Below are 17,515 nucleotides of genomic sequence, written 5' to 3' on the forward strand. Positions count from 1 at the left end.
CCGAAGCGAAGCGAGGGCGGGTGCCCCTGTAGGAGCGAGGAGGGTGCCGAACCTCGAGCTAATCCCGCCGGGTGGTTCGTGGTTTGGGCGTGCGCCCCGTGCCTAGCGAACTGGTGCGGGGGAGGGCTGTCGCCTTTTAGTGTGTTGCTTGGTGATTTGGCGTTTTGCATGTGGCGCGGAGGAAACATGCGGCGTGGCAGCCTCCACCCACAAGCAATAAGCCACCGCGTATCAGAGTGTAACCCCGGTGAGAGCCTAGCCTAAGACTGCGGTAAACTGAAAGTTATGACTGCAACTCCGTTCTACATCACCACCGCCATCTCCTACCCCAATGGCAACCCGCACATCGGCCATGCCTACGAAACCATCGCAGCCGACGTGCTAGCCCGCTTCAAGCGCCTCGACGGCTTCGACGTGCGCTTCATGACCGGCACCGACGAGCACGGCCAGAAGATGCAGACCACCGCCGAGAAGCTCGGTAAGACCGCTAAGGAACTCGCCGACGAGAACTCCGCACGCTTCAAAGCAATGAACGACGCGCTGAACATCAGCTACGACCGCTTCATCCGCACCACCGACCCCGACCACTATGTCGCATCCCAGGCAATCTGGAAGCGCATGGAAGAAAACGGCGACATCTACCTCGACAAGTACGCCGGCTGGTACTCCGTACGCGACGAAGCCTACTACGCAGAAGACGAAACCGAAGTCCGCGACGGCCAGCGCTACGCCATCACCACCGGCACCGAAGTCGAATGGACCGAAGAAGAATCCTACTTCTTCCGCCTCTCCAAGTACGGCGACAAGCTCCTCGAACTCTACGCCAACGAAGGCTACGTCTACCCCGAATCCCGCCGCAACGAACTCATCTCCTTCGTCAAGGGCGGCCTCAACGACCTGTCCATCTCCCGCACCACCTTCGACTGGGGCGTACCCGTACCCGGCAACGACAAGCACGTCATGTACGTGTGGGTCGACGCCCTCACCAACTACCTGACCGGCCTCGGCTACCCCGACACCGACAACGAGCTGTTCACCAAGTACTGGCCCGCCGACCTGCACCTCATCGGTAAGGACATCACCCGATTCCACTCCATCTACTGGCCCGCATTCCTGTGGTCCGCCGGAGTCGAACTGCCCAAGCGCGTCTTCGGCCACGGCTTCCTGCTCGTCAACGGCGAGAAGATGTCCAAGTCCGTCGGTAACGTCGTCGACCCCGCAAACCTTGTCAACGCGTTCGGCCTGGACGCCGTACGATTCTTCCTCATGCGTGAAGTGTCCTTCGGTCAGGACGGCTCCTACTCCGAAGAGTCCATCATCAACCGCATCAACTCCGACCTGGCAAACAACCTCGGCAACCTCGCCCAGCGTTCCCTGTCCATGGTCGCCAAGAACTGCGGCGGTGCCGTCCCCACCCACGGCGAATTCACCGAAGCCGACCGCCAGATCCTCGACCAGGCGGCAGCCCTCTACGAGCCCGTCCGTGCAGACTTCGACGAGCAGGCATTCCACCGCGCACTCGAGCGCATCTGGACCGTCCTCGCAGACACCAACGCCTACTTCGCAGAACAGGAACCCTGGACCCTGCGCAAGAACGGCGAACTCGACCGCATGAACACCGTGCTGTACGTAACCCTTGAGGTCGTACGCCAGGTCGCCCTGCTGCTGCAGCCCGTCATGCCCGACTCGACCGCCAAGCTGCTGACCCTGCTCGGTGTACCCGAAGGCGACGCACGCCAGTTCGCAGCCCTCGGCACCGCACTCGTGCCCGGCACCGAACTGCCCGCACCCGCACCGGTGTTCCCCCGCTACGAAGCACCCAAGGCATAACAGCTGCTTCTGCAATAGCGAATAGCGTATGAAAGCCCTCGGCTTCCTGACCCCGAATGGGGGGAGGAGCCGGGGGCTTTTCGCATACATATATATGTGTAGGCGCGGGCAGAGATGGGAGGCAGAGGTACGGGGTAGGGGTGCAGGGTGAGAACGCCGGGTGAGCCGCCACTCATCCTTAAGGATGATGCCGGTGCCCCGCCCAGCCCGCCTCAGGCTCACCTCAGCCCGTGGAATGAGTGGGGAATCTGCGCATCCGCAGGTCAGGACCCGGTGAACACCCGCCAAAATCAACCTGGAGGATGAGAAAAACCCTGTAGTCAGCGCCATGCTGCGTGAAATAATTGAACTATGACTACGACAACTCCTCACGCACAGACGGCACAGGTTGCCGTCTCCGCACGAAACCTTTCTAAAACCTACGGCATGGGTGAAGCCACCGTCCACGCCCTCAACAACGTCTCCGTCGACTTTGAGCAGGGCAAGTTCACCGCCATTATGGGCCCCTCCGGCTCGGGCAAGTCCACGCTGATGCAGACCATCGCAACCCTGGACACCCCCGACCCGAACCCGGCAACCTCCATCCGTATTGGCGGTACCGAGCTCTTCGGCCTGAAGGACAACGCCCTTACCGAATTCCGCCGCGAACACATCGGCTTCATCTTCCAGGCGTTCAACCTGGTGCCCACCCTCACCGCGGGCCAGAACATTGACCTGCCCCTGGGCCTTGCCGGTAAGAAGCCCGACCCGCAGTGGCGCGACTACCTAGTTAAGACCCTCGGCCTGGAAACCCGCCTCGACCACCGCCCCGAACAGCTCTCCGGCGGTCAGCAGCAGCGCGTCGCCATCGTGCGCGCCCTGCTCGCACGCCCCGAAGTGGTCTTCGCCGACGAACCGACCGGTAACCTCGACTCCAACTCCGGCGCCGAGGTTCTGCGCCTGCTACGTGCCGCCGCAACCGACCACGCACAGACCATCCTCATGGTCACCCACGACGCAAACGCCGCCTCCTACGCAGACCGCGTGGTCTTCATCAAGGACGGCATGGTCGCCGGCGAAATGATCGAACCCACCTACGACGCCGTCCTCGGCGCAATGGCACAGCTGGAAGGTCGATAAGCCGTGGCAACCACACTGAACACGGTGGCGCGCTCCAATCTGCGCGCCTCCAAAGGAAAATACATCCTCACGGGCATAGGCATCGCGATCTCATCCTTCTTCATCGCCGCCATTATGATGCTCACCAACTCGCTGCAGGCGACCGTCAACTCCTCCGTTGGTGACGTGCTCTCCCGCGCCGAGGCGGTCGTCGCCTCCGCCGCTACAACCAGCGACGGTAAAGACAGCACCTCTATCTACCTGACCCGTGACCAGATTCAGAAAGTAGAAAAGAGCGACCTGCTCTCCGGCTACTGGGTGCAGTACGCCGTCACGGGTTCGATCGGTACCGGCGATCAGAAAACCCCCGTGCAGTACAACCAGCTGCCCGCCGACTCGAGCCTCTTCCCGTACAAGGTGCAGGGTAAAATCCCCAGTAGCGACCACGAAATCATGGTCTCTACCTACTTCGCGAAGAAGCACAACCTCTCGCTGAACGGCAAGGTCACCAGCACCGACGTTGTAGAATCCGTCAGCGCCCCCGGTACTGACAAGACCGCCGAATACACCGTCGTCGGTCTGTTCGACCCCGGTTTTGAAGGCTCCACCACCAATCAGGCTGTCTTCATTGGCGGCACCAGCCTCGGCGAAGCCACCCTGAAAGCAGCCGAGACAGAAAACAAGAGCTCCGCGGCAGGCTACCGGAACATGGCTGGCGCGAACCTCATCTACCTCAAGTTCAAGGACGGCGTAACCGACGCCAAACTCAAGAGCCTGCAGGATACCCTCAGCAGCGGCGACACCAAGAACGACCCGCGCGTCATGACCGGTCAGAAGCTGCTGGAGGACTACCAGAAGACCATCTCCACGGTCTTCACCTCCATTAGCGTGGTCCTGGGTGCCTTCGCAGCACTGGCTCTGCTGGTTTCCTCCTTCGTCATCTCCAACACCTTCGCGGTGCTGGTCGGCCAGCGCATCCGTGAGCTGGCTCTGCTGCGCACCCTCGGCGCCCGCGGCGGCTCCCTTGTACGGATGCTACTCATCGAATCCATTACCGTGGGCGTGGTGTTCTCCCTCATCGGTGCGCTGCTGACCTACCCGGTTGGCGCGCTGGTTGGTGCGAACCTGACCACCATCATGATTTCGTACTCAATCACCCCGGTGATTATCAGTACCCTGATCTGCACCATCGTCACGGTTCTGGCGTCGCTCTCCCCGGCACGAAGCGCCCTGCGCATCTCGCCCATCAGCGCGATGAGCGAGCACACCAACCGCGAAGTCAGCAAGCCCGGCAAGATCGGCCCGATCTTCGGTATGCTCTTCGCCATCGGTGGCGTGGTTGCTGTTGTGGCTGCTCTCGATAAGGCAACCAGCACGGAGCGTGACGGTAACTCCGCGATCTTCCTCGGCATGCTCGCCGCGCTGCTGCTCGGTATCGCGGTCTTTCTCCTCACCCCGCTGGTACTGCCCCCGCTGGTACGTGCCCTCGGTAAGGTCACCCGCACCCAGACCGGCAAGCTGGCGCTCGCCAACGCACTACGTTCGCCCAAGCGAACCGTCTCCACCGGCCGTGCTGTGCTCGTCGGCACCCTGGTCGTGTCGACTGTGCTGACCGGCTACACGGTTCTGAGCGCATCGTTCGTCAAGGCTCTGGACCAGCAGTACCCGATTTCTGCGCAGGCGAAGTACAGCTCGTATGACCAGTCTGAGGCGGCTTCTACCGTGACCAAGGCGGAGGGAATTGCCTCCAAGGTCAAGGGTATTAAGAACGTTCAGGCATCCGCCGTCGGTTACGCAGCCGGTGTGGTTGACTACACCGTCGAGTACGAGGGACAGACCGCCAACCAGAATTCCGACCTGGTGGCGCTGAGCTCCTCCGATTTGAAGGCAATCCTGCCGGGCGAAAACTCGAACCTTGCGGATGACACCGTGCTCGTACCGCAGGGCCTCTGGAAGTCCGCTGGATTGAATGAGTCCAGCCGTCTGAAGGCACACGGCCCGCTCGGCGAAGTGGAACTCAAACCCGTCAAGTCCGCAACCAAGCAGAACCTGCTGATTGTCAACCCGACCACCGCCGCCAAGCTGCAGGACGCCAAGAACCCGCAGAAGGTTGCCAACCCCGCCGCTGAGGAAGCTCAGAAGCGCATGGAAGAAGCAATCGCCAGCGGTGACCAGGAAGCTCAGACGAAGGCAGCACGTCTGACCGTCACCAGCCAGGCAACCGGTAACGACACCGTCGTTCTGGTGCGCGCCGCCTCCCCGCTGACTAGCAGTGAAAGCTCAACTCTGCAGACTGCGCTGAACCGAATCAGCCCGGACAACTCATTCAACGGTGGCCTGCAGGAGCGCCAGACGTTCGACCAGCTGCTGACCGTTATGCTGACCTTCACCCTGGTGATGCTCATGCTCGCAGTGGTCATCTCCATCATTGGTGTGGCGAACACGATGACCCTGTCGGTCAACGAACGCCGCCGCGAGAACGCGATGCTCCGCTCGCTAGGCCTGTCCCGCAAGCAGCTGCGCCGTATGATTTCCATTGAGGCGATTCTGATTACGCTCGCCGCAGTGGTGCTCGGCATGATTGCCGGTACGGTCATCGGCACGGTCTCCGCGAAGATCGTGATGGCATCCGCGAGCGCCAGCGCCCCGCTGGTGCTTGACCTGCCGTACGTCTGGTACGTAGTCATCCTCATGGTGGGTGTGCTCGCCGCGATGCTCGCTTCGGCTCTGCCTGCGGCTCGTTCGGCTCGCATGTCCCCGGTTGAGGGTATGCGCGGCTAACCCGGCATAGTCACAGTATTCGGTGTAGTTCCGGATACTCGGCGTGAGAAAGCCCCGGAGGGTGCCCCCGATCAGGAGGCGCCCGCCGGGGCTTCACTGTGTCCTCTAGTCTGCCGTGCTTGTGCTCTCAGACTCTTGGAGCTGACCTGTAGCATGGCTTTGCGCGTATGATGGGTGTATGAGCACTAGCCACCCCAATCTGCGTCGCGGGTACACGCTACCCCATGAAGCGGAGGTTCTTCAGATCCTCCGTGACGCTGGCGTGCGCCGTGCCCGGCTCTTCGGCAGCGCCGCCCGCAGTGAGCTGACCGAAACCAGCGACCTGGATTTTTTGGTGCAGATGCCGGGGGCAGCCCCTTTTGACGAGTTCATGCAGATGGTGGATGCTCAGCACCGCATTGAACAGCTGACCGGCCGTAGCGTTGATATGGTCACCCAGTTGCGCCCCCGCATCTATGCGGAAGCAGAACCGGACATGGTGGAGTTGCCGCTATAAGAAGTTGCCTGAGCTGATGAGCGACTTTGAACGAATCATCGACGAGATAGAAGAAACTACTTAACTAAAGAGCCCCGGAGGGTGCCTCGATCAGGAGGCGCCCGCCGGGGCTTCGCTGTGTCCTCTAGTCTGCCGTGCTCTCTATTCTGCTGTGCCCTTATATAAGGGAGCGCTAGTGGGCGATACCCGCCTCATACGCCATAATGACCGCCTGCACACGATCACGCGCCCCCAACTTCGCCAACACATGCGACACATGCGTCTTCACCGTCGCCTCCGAAAGCACCAGCTCCCGCGTAATCTCCGCATTCGACAAGCCACGCGCAATCAAACCCAGCACCTCAAACTCACGCGGCGACAACTGCTCAATCAACTCACGATGCGGATAATCCTGCACAGGCTCAAGGCTTGCATGCTCAGCCGGAATAAACGTCGCCTTAGGAAGCTCAGAACCAGCAGCCGGGGGAGTAGCAGGAACAGACTCAGCGGTAGGAACAACAGGAGTGGGGGAGTCCAGCACCGGAATCATCTGCTCCAACAGGCGGCGAGTCGCAGACGGCGCAATCACCGCATCGCCGCGGTGCACCGTACGAATCGCTTCCAGCAGCTGCTCGGGCGGGGTGTCCTTCAACAAGAAACCGCTCGCACCCGCACGCACCGCCGAATACACGTACTCATCAATATCGAAGGTCGTGAGCATGATAATGCGCACCCGCTCATCCTCGGACACCTCACGCTCGCCGTCACGCTCCAGGATGCGGCGCGCCGCCTCCAGGCCGTCGCAGTGCGGCATGCGCACGTCCATGAGGATGACCTGCGGCGCCTGCCCTTCAGACACCATGCGGTCAAAAACGTCAATAGCCGCCAGGCCGTCATCAGCTTCCATGACGACCTGCAGGTCTGGCTGGGAGTTGACGAGCATGCTCAAGCCGCCGCGCACTAGGCGCTGGTCGTCAACGAGCATCACGCGGATCGGCTGGGTGGTCTGTGGTGCAGAAGTCTGTGGTGCAGAAGAGTACATAGTTTCAATCCTAGATCACGAGGTAGTAGAGGGCACGGGTATTAGAGGTCGCGGTAGGGCAGCGCCGCCTCAACGAGCCAGCCGCCGTCGGGTTGCAGACCGTAGGTGAGGGTGCCGTGGTAGAGGGCGATGCGCTCGCTCATGCCGCGCAGACCGTTGCCGCTACCGGGTACCGGGCGGGCAATGTGCTGAGCCGCGGCAGAGGAAACCGGGCCGTTCTGAACCCACAACTGCAGACCGTCCTCACCCCAGTGAATGGTGACGGTGGTTGCCGCGCCGGGGGAGTGCTTGAGCGCGTTAGTGAGCGCCTCCTGCACGGTGCGGTACGCCGCGAGTTCTGCGCCCTGCGGCAGGGTGCGCGCCATGGTGCCGGTGATTCCGGTGAAGGTGACGGGTAGCCCGGCGCGGCGGCTCTGCTCCACGAGGGCGGGCACATCGTTGAGGGTGGGCACGGGTGCGTAGGCGGTTGCCTCGTCCGTGCGGAGTAGTCCGAGGAGGGAACGCATCTGGGTGAGGGAGTCGCGTGCCGTATCTGCAATGAGTTCGAGGGTCTGCTCGGCAATATCCGGTTCGCTCTGCTGCTGAGCCTGACCCGGCTGCTCTGCTTGTTCAGTCTGCTGCTCTGCCTGCTGTGCCTGTTGTGTTTGCTGGGCGCGTGCGGTGCGGGCGCTCGCGGCGGCGTAGCGTGCCCCGTCCGCCTGGGAAATAATGCTGGAGAGCGAGTGCGCCACAATATCGTGCATTTCGCGGGCGATGCGGGTGCGTTCGTCCTGCGCGGCGAGGCGGCGTTCCTGTTCCTGCTCGTATTCGAGGCGGCGGGCGCGTTCTTTGAATTCCTCACTGCGGAGTTCGCGCATGCGGCGGGAGTCGCCGAGGAACCAGAAGACGGTGAAGATGGAACCACAGAGCACGCCGAGCATCAGGCAGATGAAGACGCGGGCGGGTATGTCGTCCCAGTGGTAGAGGAACGAGAGCGAGGCCTGCACGGTGACGGCTAGTGCGCCGACCCAGCCGAGGATGAGGGCGCGGAAGCGGGCGCGGCGGGTCCAGTGCCTGCCGGTGTGGTAGGCGGCGAGGCTGACCGGCGGGTAGCAGGTGATGACGAGTGAGTCGGGGAAGGGGGTCACGAGGGTGAGACAGAGCGCCGCGATGACCACGTAGATGCTGCCGTAGGGGAAGCGGTAGCGGAAGTAGAGCGCGGTGGTGCTGCAGAGCGCGGAGATGAGCGGGATCCAGCCGTAGCCGTTGATGAAGGCAACGGAGAGTACGCAGCAGAAGAACTGCATGTGCGCGACGACGATGAAGTTCATCCAGCCGCGTTTGTCTCTGAGGTAGCTTTGCACGCGGCTGGAGGCGGTGATGGCGTCGGCGGGCAGGTCGTTGCTTTCTGAGCTGCCGCGGGTATGCGTTACGGCGTGGCCTGATTCGGCTGTCTCTGTGCTGTGTTGTGGGTTCTGCTGGGGTTCGGTGTGTTTGAGGGGCATGGTTCTAGTGTATCGAGGGTGTTTGTGAGGGAATGGGAGCCTCTTTTTGCTCTCACGTGCAGGAATATTCTGTGGGTTTGTGTGTGGGGGTGTGTGCTTGGGTGAGTATGACACGCCAAAAACAGCTATTTTTAGTGACCTTGATTACTTTTTTATAGATTATTTATTCAATCACTACTTGAGAGTTTGGGGTTGTATGGGGTTTCAATTCGGGTTTAAGAGACCTGAAACTCCCTTAAGTAACCTATTTTGGTTGCAAAACCTTCAATCAAAGCGGAGAGTTTAAGGGAAACCTCCTGATCAGGGTCACATTTGGAACCATTGCGGTACAGGTCCTTGATGGGTATAGTTTTGGCTGTACCCGAAATCTGCGCCCGAGGTCTAAGAACCTCGCAGAACTAAACACCAAGAGTTCTGGAGCGCGACTCCCTGTGTAGGGGAGCGGAGTACAGCATTATGTCGTTATCACCAGAGGTCAGGCTCAAGCCGACTCACTCACTCGACTTGTTTCAAGTGATGTTTTCTGCCGCGCACGACGGCGGGTGATAACTCTTATTCCTCAAAATGACATCACTCTCGAAGGACATACATGTCTACTAACATTTCTCGCCGCAAGGTTGTCGCTGGCGCAGCATGGGCTGCTCCGGTTGTTGCAGCATCTGCTGCAGTTCCCGCTTTCGCTTCCTCTACCGTTTGTGATTGGGAGTCCACCGCAGCTTACACCGCAGAGGGTAACGCTTCGGGTGCTAAGGGCACCACTTCTTTCGTTGTTCCCGCACTGGTCGACAAGATTAAGTTCGAGGTCGTCGGTGGTGCTGGTGGTACCAACTACGACGATATGGCAGCAGGCTCCGGTGCTAAGATCACCGGTATCATCGAGGTCAAGGAAGGCCAGACCGTTCAGCTCATCGGCGCAGCCGGTGGTATCGGTAACAACCCTCTGACTCCCGCAGAGGGTGGCGAGGGCTACGGTAACGGCGGTTCCTCCAACCTGCCCACCCCCATCCCCGCAAGCGTCATGCAGAGCGTGAACGCTATCTGGCCCGATAACTCCACCCTGAAGCGTATTACCTACTCCGCTTCCGGTGGTGGCTCCTCCGCTCTGGTGATCAACGGTACCCCCGTTGCAGTCGCAGGTGGTGGCGGTGGCGCTGGCTTCGTGAACGCTGGTGGCGCTAACAACAACTTCGACTACATCTTCCCCGGCGCTGTTGACGCAGGTCGCCTGTGGCCCGATGGTGCAAAGCGCAACGTGTACCCCGTCATCGGTTCCACCGGTGGTTCCGCTGAGGGTGCAGCAGGTTCCGCAGGTAACCAGGGTGCACTGACCTACTCCGCTGACACCTCCGTCACCACCACTGTTAACGCAGGTGAGGGTGGCTCCGCAGGTATCGGTGGTAACGGTGGCTCCAAGACCGACCTGCCCTCCGGCAAGTCCCCCAACGGCGTTCTGGGTTACTCCTCCACCAACAACCAGGAGATCTACCACTCCTCCAAGTCCGGTAACAACGGTGGCGACGGCTTCAAGGGTAACGGTGGCGACGGCGTGGGCTCCTACTCCTACATGATCGACAACAACGACCGCACCATCAAGGAAGTTGTTACCGTGAAGGCAACCGGTGAGAAGAAGGCTCTGGAGTACAAGTCCATCGGCTTCAACTGGAACGGTTACCAGTCCGTCATCTCCGCAGGTGGTGGCGCAGGTTACGGTGGCGGTGGCTCCGGTGCTTCCACCTCCGCATCCGCAATCGTTCTGACCCAGAAGTGGAACAACAACCCCGACGGTCTGCGCCAGAACACCGGCTTCTCGCAGTTCGGTGGTGGCGGTGGCGCTGGTGGCTCCTACGTTGCTCCCGGTGTTTCCGGTGGCTCCATCGAGTCCGCAGGCAATGCTCCGACCGCTCGTGGCAAGCGTGGCAACGGCTACGTGAAGGTCACCCTCTGCAAGCGCACCGCGTAATTGCATAGACCTTTAGGGCTCTCACACTGAGTGAGAACTCATAACAATATTCCCCGGCTGATGACTCAGCCGGGGAATATTGTTTTAACCGGCGGGGCAGGGGAGCGGTAGCTAACCTGGAACTCTCTACCCCAGACTCTGCCTAGCCCAGAGTCTGAGAACCCGCCCGCACACTCTACCGCCCACCCGTGGTGCGTATTAGGGTAGAGGCATGACTGAAGCACGTAGCATCGACCTCGCCGTCATCCCCGGCGACGGCATCGGCCCCGAAATCATTACCGAAGCCCAGCGCATCCTCACCCGCGCCTGCGAGCTCGAAAACATCACCGTAACCCCCACCCACTACAAGCTCGGCGCCGAGCACTGGCTGGAAACCGGTGAAACCCTGCCCGACTCCACCATGGACGCCCTCAAGCAGCACGACGCGATCCTCTTCGGCGCCATTGGTGCAGACCCCCGCAGCGGTCAGATTCCCTCCGGCCTCATCGAACGCGAAATGCTCCTCAAGCTGCGCTTCGCCTTCGACCACTACATCAACCTGCGCCCCTCCCGCCTGTACCCCGGCGCAGTCTCCCCGCTCGCCAACCCCGGCAACATCGACTTTGTGGTCGTGCGTGAAGGCACCGAAGGCCCCTACATTGGCAACGGCGGCGTCATCCGCGGCGGCACCCCGCACGAAATCGCCACCGAGGTCTCCCTCAACACCGCGCACGGCGTGGAGCGCCTGGTACGCTACGCTTTCGAGCTTGCCGCAACCCGCCGCAAGAAGGTCACCCTCGTGCACAAGACCAACGTGCTCACCCACGCTGGCCGCCTCTACAACCGCTACTTCAGCGAAATCGCGAAGGAATTCCCCGAGGTCGAGACCGACTACCTGCACATTGACGCGACCACCATCTTCATGGTCACCGACCCCGCACGCTTCGACGTGATTGTTACCGACAACCTCTTCGGCGACATCATCACCGACCTCGCAGGTGCAGTGACCGGCGGTATCGGCTACGCGGCAAGCGGCAATATCAACGCCGTTGGTGAGTTCCCCTCCATGTTCGAGCCCGTTCACGGCTCCGCACCGGACATCGCCCGCCAGAACAAGGCAAACCCCACCGCCGCAATCCTCGCCGGTGCGATGTTGCTGCGCCACCTCGGCCACGATGCAGCCGCAGCCCGCATTGAGGACGCCGTCGAAGCAGATATGCGCGAAAACGGTGCGAGCGTACGCGGAACCGATCAGGTGGGCGCGGACGTGCTCGCACGCCTCGGCTAAGCTCAGCTGGCTAAAACTCGCTCATGACAGCATGAGCGCTGAATAAAAACGCTAGGGAAGCCCGGAAGGAACACACCTTCCGGGCTTCACCTGTACCTAGCTACAAAAGATGGGGGAGGAGATCTCCGATGCCTAACCTCCAACAAGCCCGCACGAATCCCACTTGTTCACATCTTGAATGGCAGAAAAGGTGCGCATGCGGCAAACTCATCTTTCCGGTACTCTAAAACAGGTCAGGCACACCCGCCCGGCACTTCGGCGGTGGACACCCTCCACCACTAGCTTTGATGCATCCGACTAGCACAGACCGCTAGATGCACCATCTGCCCCGCACGACAACGCGCCCGGCGGCACACACCGGTCCCTCGCCCCGCCGCGAGAACCGCCACTCAAAGAACGCCCACAGAGGCAACTAGACGAAGAGGAACGCAGAACGATGGCAACCGAATTCAGCCACGAAGCAAACCAGTCACCCGCCACCGCCGAACGCCGCGCCGAAATCCTCGCAAACCCCGGCTTCGGTGACTACTTCAGCGACCACATGGTCACCATCGACTGGGAGGGTGACTACAAGACCGGCGGCACCTGGTATGACGCACGAGTTCACCCCTACGGCCCGCTCGTCCTCGACCCCGCAGCATCCGTGTTCCACTACGGCCAGGAAATCTTCGAAGGTATCAAGGGCTACCGCCACGCCGACGGCTCCGTATGGACCTTCCGCCCCGAGAAGAACGCGGCACGCTTCGCGAACTCCGCACGCCGCCTCTCCCTGCCCGAACTGCCCGAAGAGACCTTCATCGAATCCCTGCGTGAACTCGTGAAGATGGACGAGCAGTGGGTACCCACCGGCGACGGTGAAGCCTTCTACTTCCGCCCCTTCATGATCGCAACCGAGGCGTTCCTCGGCGTTCGCCCCGCACGCCACGTGCAGTACCACGTGATCGGCTCGCCCGCAGGTAACTACTTCGGCACCCCCGAACCCGTGGACATTTGGCTCTCCACCACCTACGCCCGCGCAGGCGAAGGCGGCACCGGTGCGGCAAAGTGCGGCGGTAACTACGCAGCATCCATGATTGCCCAGACCGAGGGTGAAAAGCACGGCTGCAAGCAGGTTATCTTCAAGGACCCGCACCGCGGCGACGCCATCGAAGAGCTCGGCGGCATGAACGTGTTCTTCATCTTCGGCAAGGAAAACAAGATCGTCACCCCCGAACTGACCGGCACCATCCTGGAGGGCGTGACCCGCTCCTCGCTGATTCAGCTCGCCAAGGACCGCGGCATGACCGTCGAAGAGCGCGCAATCACCCTCACCGAATGGCGTGAAGGCGTGGCAAACGGCGACATCACCGAAATCTTCGCCTGCGGCACCGCAGCAGTGGTCGCACCCATCGGCAAGCTCAAGGCAGAAGACTTCGAAATCCCGGCACCCACCGAGCACTTCGGCGAAATCTCCAAGAGCCTGCGCGAAGAGCTCGTCGGCATTCAGCTCGGCACCGTTGAGGACCGCCACGGCTGGATGACCCGCCTCATCTAAACGTGAATCTAACGTAACCCGCGAAATCCCCGCAGGATGCCCCCGCCCGACCCCGCACGTCGCGCGGTGAGCAATCCGCGGGGATTCGCTGTGCCCGGAAAATGAGGTGCTCGGAAAATGCCGTGCCCGGTGATGCTGTGCTCGGCGAGTATTGCGCGCGGCGTTGATAGCGTGAGGACAGGGGAGGGGAGGCGCACCCCGCCGAACCTAATAGTGTTGAACCCCGCCGGGCTAAAACCTGCCTTGCCAATTCCGCCCGCCGCCCACACCCTCGAAGGCTGGTACCCTAGAAAGTATGCGTATTGCACGATTTACCGTAAATAATGAGCTCCACTTCGGGCTGGTAGAAGGCGACGCAGGCGAAGAAACCCTGCGCGTACTCGCCGGCGACCCCTTCTACTCGGGTATCGAACCGACCGGCACCACCTACCCCATCGACCAGGTGCGTCTGCTCGCCCCGATTATTCCCCGCTCCAAGGTGATTGGAGCGATCGCAAACTGGGCTGGAACCGAGGCGCCCGCCTCCCCGCAGTTCTTCCTCAAGCCCAACACCACCGTGATTGGCCCCGGCGACCCCGTGACCCTGCCCGAGTACTCCGAAGCCGTCAGCGCAGAAGGTGAACTCGCCGTCATTATCGGTCGTATCGCCAAGTCCGTGCCGCTCGAGCGCGTGCACGAGGTCATCTTCGGCTACACCGTAGCCAACGACCTCACCGCCCGCGACCTGCTCGAAGACCGCCAGTGGACCCGCGCGAAGGGCTTCGACGGCTCCACCCCGCTCGGCCCCTGGATTGAAACCGACCTGGACACCGACTCGCTGAACATCACCACCTGGGTTGACGGCGACGTCGTGCAGGAAGGCAACACCTCCGAAATGCACTACTCCGTAGCCGAGCAGGTTGCCGCAGCCTCCGAAATCTTCACCCTGCTGCCCGGCGACGTACTGCTCACCGGCACCCCCGCCGGCATCAGCGTACTGCGCGACGGCAACGAAGTAGAGGTCGAAGTCGAAGGCATCGGCTCCCTCGTCACCCGCGTGCGCGACTAACCGCCCGCGCCCCACAACGTAACGTACATCCTGAAACACACCGTCAAGGAGACATCATGACCGAATACCACGGTCCCGTACTCAACAGCCCCGCAGACACCCGCGTCCGCTTCTGCCCCTCGCCCACCGGCACCCCGCACGTGGGCATGGTCCGCACCGCCCTCTTCAACTGGGCGTACGCACGCCACACCGGCGGCAAGCTGATCTTCCGAATCGAAGACACCGACGCGGCACGCGACTCCGAAGAGTCGTTCAACCAGGTGCTCGAATCCCTGCACTGGCTCGGCATCAACTGGGACGAAGGCGTCGGCGTCGGCGGCCCTCACGAGCCCTACCGCCAGTCCGAGCGTAAGACCGCAGGCATCTACAACGAGATCTTCGAAAAGCTCGTTGAAGGCGGCTACGTGTACGAAGACTTCTCCACCCCCGACGAGGTGAAGGAACGCCGCAAGGCAGCCGGTCAGGACCCGCAGCTCGGCTACGACAACTACGACCGCAACCTCACCGAAGAGCAGAAGGAAGCCTACCGCGCTGAGGGCCGTAAGCCCGTGTGGCGTCTGCGCATGCCCGACGAGGACATCACCTTCAACGACCTCGTTCGCGGTGAAATCACCTTCAAGGCCGGTACCGTGCCCGACTACGTGGTCGTCCGCTCCAACGGCGACCCGCTGTACACCTTCGTGAACCCCGTCGACGACGCACTCATGGGCATCACCCACGTGCTACGCGGTGAGGACCTGCTCTCCTCCACCCCGCGTCAGATTGCGCTCTACCGCGCACTCATCGACACCGGCGTGACCACCTTCATCCCCGAGTTCGGCCACCTGCCCTACGTCATGGGCCAGGGCAACAAGAAGCTCTCCAAGCGCGACCCCGAGTCGAACCTCTTCCTGCTGCGCGACTCCGGCTTCATCAAGGAAGGCCTGCTGAACTACCTGTCCCTGCTGGGCTGGTCTCTCTCCGCAGACCAGGACGTCTTCACCATCGACGAGCTCGTCGAGCACTTCGACGTACACGACGTTGTCGCCAACCCCGCACGCTTCGACGTGAAGAAGGCAGAGTCCATCAACGGCGACCACATCCGTGCGCTCGACCCCAAGGACTTCCGCGACCGCCTCATCCCGTACCTGCAGGCCGCAGGCGTACTCGGCGAAACCCTCACCGAGCGTGAAGAGCAGGTCCTCACCGAAGCTGCACCCCTCGTCCAGGAGCGTATGCAGCTGCTCGGCGAAGCACCCGGCCTGCTCGCATTCCTCTTCAAGAGCGACGACGAGATTACCGTGGCGGACGACGCCCGCAAGCAGCTCAAGGAATCCGCACCGCAGGTCCTCGCCGCCGCAATCGAGGCTCTGGAGCCCCTCGAGGACTTCACCGCCGCCAACATCGAGGCAGCCCTGCGCGCCGCAATCGTCGACGGCCTGGAAATCAAGCCGCGCCTCGCATTCGGCCCCGTGCGTATCGCAGTGTCCGGTGAGCGTATCTCCCCGCCGCTGTTCGAATCCATGGAAATCCTGGGCAAGGAATCCTCCCTCGCACGCCTGCGCAAGCTTGCAACTGAACTGGGCTAACCATGAGCCAGCCGAATAACCAATCCATCATCAGCAAGGCGCTGTTCAAGGGCACCCTCATGGCGCTCACCAACGCCTGCATTATCTGGGTGTTTGCCTACATTGCTGGCTTTGACCGCTCCGTATGGATGGTCGTCATCATTATTGCCGGCGCGGCGCTCGCCTACGTGACCGCATTCCTGGAGGCACGCGCCATGCAGAACGCGGCTCGCGGCGGCGATGTGAGCACCTCGTCGTCTGTTGTTGATTCTTTGGAATCTTCTGACTCTTCGGACGAAGAAGACGACTTCGTGGACCCGGGCCCCGACCCGGACGCGGGCGACTTCGACGCCGGAAGCTCCAGCAGCTCCAGCAGCTCGGACTACAGCAGCTACAGCAGCTCCGACTACTCTGGCGGCGGAGATTCCGGTGGAGGCGACTCCGGCGGTAGCAGCGACTAAGCTCTAGAGAATCCCCTTATCCAGCGGGAATCAGACGACCGAAAGGTCTGAAGAAACCCGGCGGATAAGGGGATTTTTCATAAATTTGAGAATATTTTTTGTGATGGGTATTTCCTGTAAAACTACTAGTCAGTATGTTTTATAGGGGTGAATCTGGCTCCATTTTGGGGAGTATGGCAAGAATTTGGTTTGCGCACCCCGGCAAAGGCTCGTATAGTAGTACCTGTTGTTGCGACGAACTGAAAAGTTCAAAGCGAAAACATGCGGTTGTAGCTCAGTTGGTAGAGCACCACCTTGCCAAGGTGGATGTCGCGAGTTCAAGTCTCGTCAACCGCTCCACTCAAGCCCCGAGGTTCGCCTCGGGGCTTTTTCGTTGTCTCCAGAATTTATCGGCTCCGAAATTTGCTGTCTCTGGGGGTTTTAGGTTTTGGAGGCGTGGGCAGCGGGTCCTGCGATCTTTCTCGAGGTGGTTGCTTGGGTGGGTTGGCCGCCGGGCTGCGTTGGCTATCTGACGACCTGACTGCCCGGTCACCTGACTGCCGGGAGGTGGTGCAGGAAAAAATCTTCAAAAAATTTGGGATGCAAAGCGTGCGGGGGAGGGGGTAAAACTGCTCTCCGAGCCACCTCGGAGCTGCTGTGAAGGGTGAAAATCGGCCCCAAAACCTTCTTTTTGAAGAAATTTAAAAAACTTTTTAACCCCAAAAACCCCGGAAACACGCGGAAGTAGCGGGTGTAAAACCGTGAATGTGAGGCGGCTCTCCAGATTTCGGCTTGCGCGCCCCCAGAAAGACCCGTATAGTTATTACTCGTTCCGGTGAAAAGCCGAAAGGCGAAGAACGGAACGGTAACTCAATAGAGTAATGGGATATGGTGTAATTGGCAACACGAAGGTTTCTGGTTCCTTTGTTCTAGGTTCGAGTCCTGGTATCCCAGCTAACCTCCTAACGGAGGTTGCGGCCCCATCGTATAGCGGCCTAGTACTCCGCCC

General features: G+C 61.1%; 12 protein-coding genes and 2 tRNA genes. 12 read left to right on the forward strand and 2 right to left on the reverse strand.

Features of this window, described 5'->3' with window-relative positions:
- Nucleotides 1-285 precede the first annotated feature (285 nt).
- The 4 genes from metG to HMPREF2845_RS03895 all read left to right on the forward strand — a co-directional run bounded on the left by metG (nt 286) and on the right by HMPREF2845_RS03895 (nt 6,205).
- Complete coding sequence (gene metG / locus HMPREF2845_RS03880) at nt 286-1,830, forward strand: methionine--tRNA ligase (RefSeq protein ID WP_049349808.1); 1,545 nt, start codon at nt 286-288, stop codon at nt 1,828-1,830.
- Between the two features lie 351 nt (nt 1,831-2,181).
- A complete protein-coding gene (locus tag HMPREF2845_RS03885) occupies nt 2,182-2,949 on the forward strand; it encodes an ABC transporter ATP-binding protein (protein ID WP_005507396.1) in 768 nt (255 codons plus the stop codon).
- Nucleotides 2,950-2,952: 3 nt separating this feature from the next.
- On the forward strand, nt 2,953-5,709 hold the full coding sequence (locus tag HMPREF2845_RS03890) for an ABC transporter permease (protein WP_070633940.1): 2,757 nt from the start codon (nt 2,953-2,955) through the stop codon (nt 5,707-5,709).
- Nucleotides 5,710-5,887: 178 nt separating this feature from the next.
- A complete protein-coding gene (locus HMPREF2845_RS03895) occupies nt 5,888-6,205 on the forward strand; it encodes a nucleotidyltransferase family protein (RefSeq protein ID WP_070633941.1) in 318 nt (105 codons plus the stop codon).
- A gap of 172 nt (nt 6,206-6,377) precedes the next feature.
- Here HMPREF2845_RS03895 and HMPREF2845_RS03900 read toward each other — a convergent pair whose 3' ends face one another.
- Both HMPREF2845_RS03900 and HMPREF2845_RS03905 read right to left on the reverse strand, forming a co-directional pair.
- Nucleotides 6,378-7,226 carry a response regulator gene (locus HMPREF2845_RS03900; protein ID WP_070633942.1) on the reverse strand — a complete coding sequence of 283 codons (849 nt, stop codon included), beginning with the start codon at nt 7,224-7,226 and terminating at the stop codon, nt 6,378-6,380.
- Nucleotides 7,227-7,267: 41 nt separating this feature from the next.
- Nucleotides 7,268-8,710: a histidine kinase gene (locus HMPREF2845_RS03905; protein ID WP_210394521.1), complete on the reverse strand. Its 1,443-nt coding sequence runs from the start codon at nt 8,708-8,710 to the stop codon at nt 7,268-7,270.
- A 589-nt stretch (nt 8,711-9,299) separates the two neighbouring features.
- Here HMPREF2845_RS03905 and HMPREF2845_RS03910 point away from each other — a divergent pair.
- The 8 genes from HMPREF2845_RS03910 (at nt 9,300) to HMPREF2845_RS03945 (ending at nt 17,460) form a co-directional block, all read left to right on the forward strand.
- A complete protein-coding gene (locus tag HMPREF2845_RS03910; RefSeq protein WP_049345074.1) occupies nt 9,300-10,670 on the forward strand; it encodes a hypothetical protein in 1,371 nt (456 codons plus the stop codon).
- 211 nt (nt 10,671-10,881) lie between these two features.
- Nucleotides 10,882-11,937, forward strand: a complete 1,056-nt coding sequence (locus HMPREF2845_RS03915) for a 3-isopropylmalate dehydrogenase (protein WP_070604534.1) — start codon at nt 10,882-10,884, stop codon at nt 11,935-11,937.
- A 436-nt stretch (nt 11,938-12,373) separates the two neighbouring features.
- Nucleotides 12,374-13,471, forward strand: coding sequence for a branched-chain amino acid aminotransferase (locus tag HMPREF2845_RS03920; protein ID WP_070633943.1), 1,098 nt, complete (start codon nt 12,374-12,376; stop codon nt 13,469-13,471).
- A gap of 295 nt (nt 13,472-13,766) precedes the next feature.
- Nucleotides 13,767-14,519, forward strand: coding sequence for a fumarylacetoacetate hydrolase family protein (locus HMPREF2845_RS03925; protein ID WP_005507404.1), 753 nt, complete (start codon nt 13,767-13,769; stop codon nt 14,517-14,519).
- Between the two features lie 56 nt (nt 14,520-14,575).
- Nucleotides 14,576-16,087 (forward strand): glutamate--tRNA ligase, encoded by a 1,512-nt coding sequence (gene gltX / locus HMPREF2845_RS03930; protein ID WP_070633944.1) that lies wholly within the window; start codon nt 14,576-14,578, stop codon nt 16,085-16,087.
- Nucleotides 16,088-16,089: 2 nt separating this feature from the next.
- On the forward strand, nt 16,090-16,527 hold the full coding sequence (locus HMPREF2845_RS03935) for a hypothetical protein (RefSeq protein WP_070633945.1): 438 nt from the start codon (nt 16,090-16,092) through the stop codon (nt 16,525-16,527).
- Nucleotides 16,528-16,790: 263 nt separating this feature from the next.
- Nucleotides 16,791-16,866 (forward strand) — tRNA-Gly (locus tag HMPREF2845_RS03940).
- Nucleotides 16,867-17,388: 522 nt separating this feature from the next.
- Nucleotides 17,389-17,460, forward strand: a tRNA-Gln gene (locus tag HMPREF2845_RS03945).
- Nucleotides 17,461-17,515: the final 55 nt, after the last annotated feature.

It is taken from the genome of Rothia sp. HMSC065B04, assembly GCF_001812285.1.
GTDB lineage: Bacteria > Actinomycetota > Actinomycetes > Actinomycetales > Micrococcaceae > Rothia > Rothia mucilaginosa.

Coding starts and splice junctions, on each gene's coding strand:
- HMPREF2845_RS03885 (WP_005507396.1), top strand. CDS start 2,182: ATGACTACGACAACTCCTCACGCACAGACGGCACAGGTTGCCGTCTCC.
- HMPREF2845_RS03935 (WP_070633945.1), top strand. CDS start 16,090: ATGAGCCAGCCGAATAACCAATCCATCATCAGCAAGGCGCTGTTCAAG.
- HMPREF2845_RS03910 (WP_049345074.1), top strand. CDS start 9,300: ATGTCTACTAACATTTCTCGCCGCAAGGTTGTCGCTGGCGCAGCATGG.
- HMPREF2845_RS03900 (WP_070633942.1), bottom strand. CDS start 7,226: ATGTACTCTTCTGCACCACAGACTTCTGCACCACAGACCACCCAGCCG.
- HMPREF2845_RS03920 (WP_070633943.1), top strand. CDS start 12,374: ATGGCAACCGAATTCAGCCACGAAGCAAACCAGTCACCCGCCACCGCC.
- HMPREF2845_RS03925 (WP_005507404.1), top strand. CDS start 13,767: ATGCGTATTGCACGATTTACCGTAAATAATGAGCTCCACTTCGGGCTG.
- HMPREF2845_RS03895 (WP_070633941.1), top strand. CDS start 5,888: ATGAGCACTAGCCACCCCAATCTGCGTCGCGGGTACACGCTACCCCAT.
- gltX (WP_070633944.1), top strand. CDS start 14,576: ATGACCGAATACCACGGTCCCGTACTCAACAGCCCCGCAGACACCCGC.
- HMPREF2845_RS03905 (WP_210394521.1), bottom strand. CDS start 8,710: ATGCCCCTCAAACACACCGAACCCCAGCAGAACCCACAACACAGCACA.
- HMPREF2845_RS03915 (WP_070604534.1), top strand. CDS start 10,882: ATGACTGAAGCACGTAGCATCGACCTCGCCGTCATCCCCGGCGACGGC.
- metG (WP_049349808.1), top strand. CDS start 286: ATGACTGCAACTCCGTTCTACATCACCACCGCCATCTCCTACCCCAAT.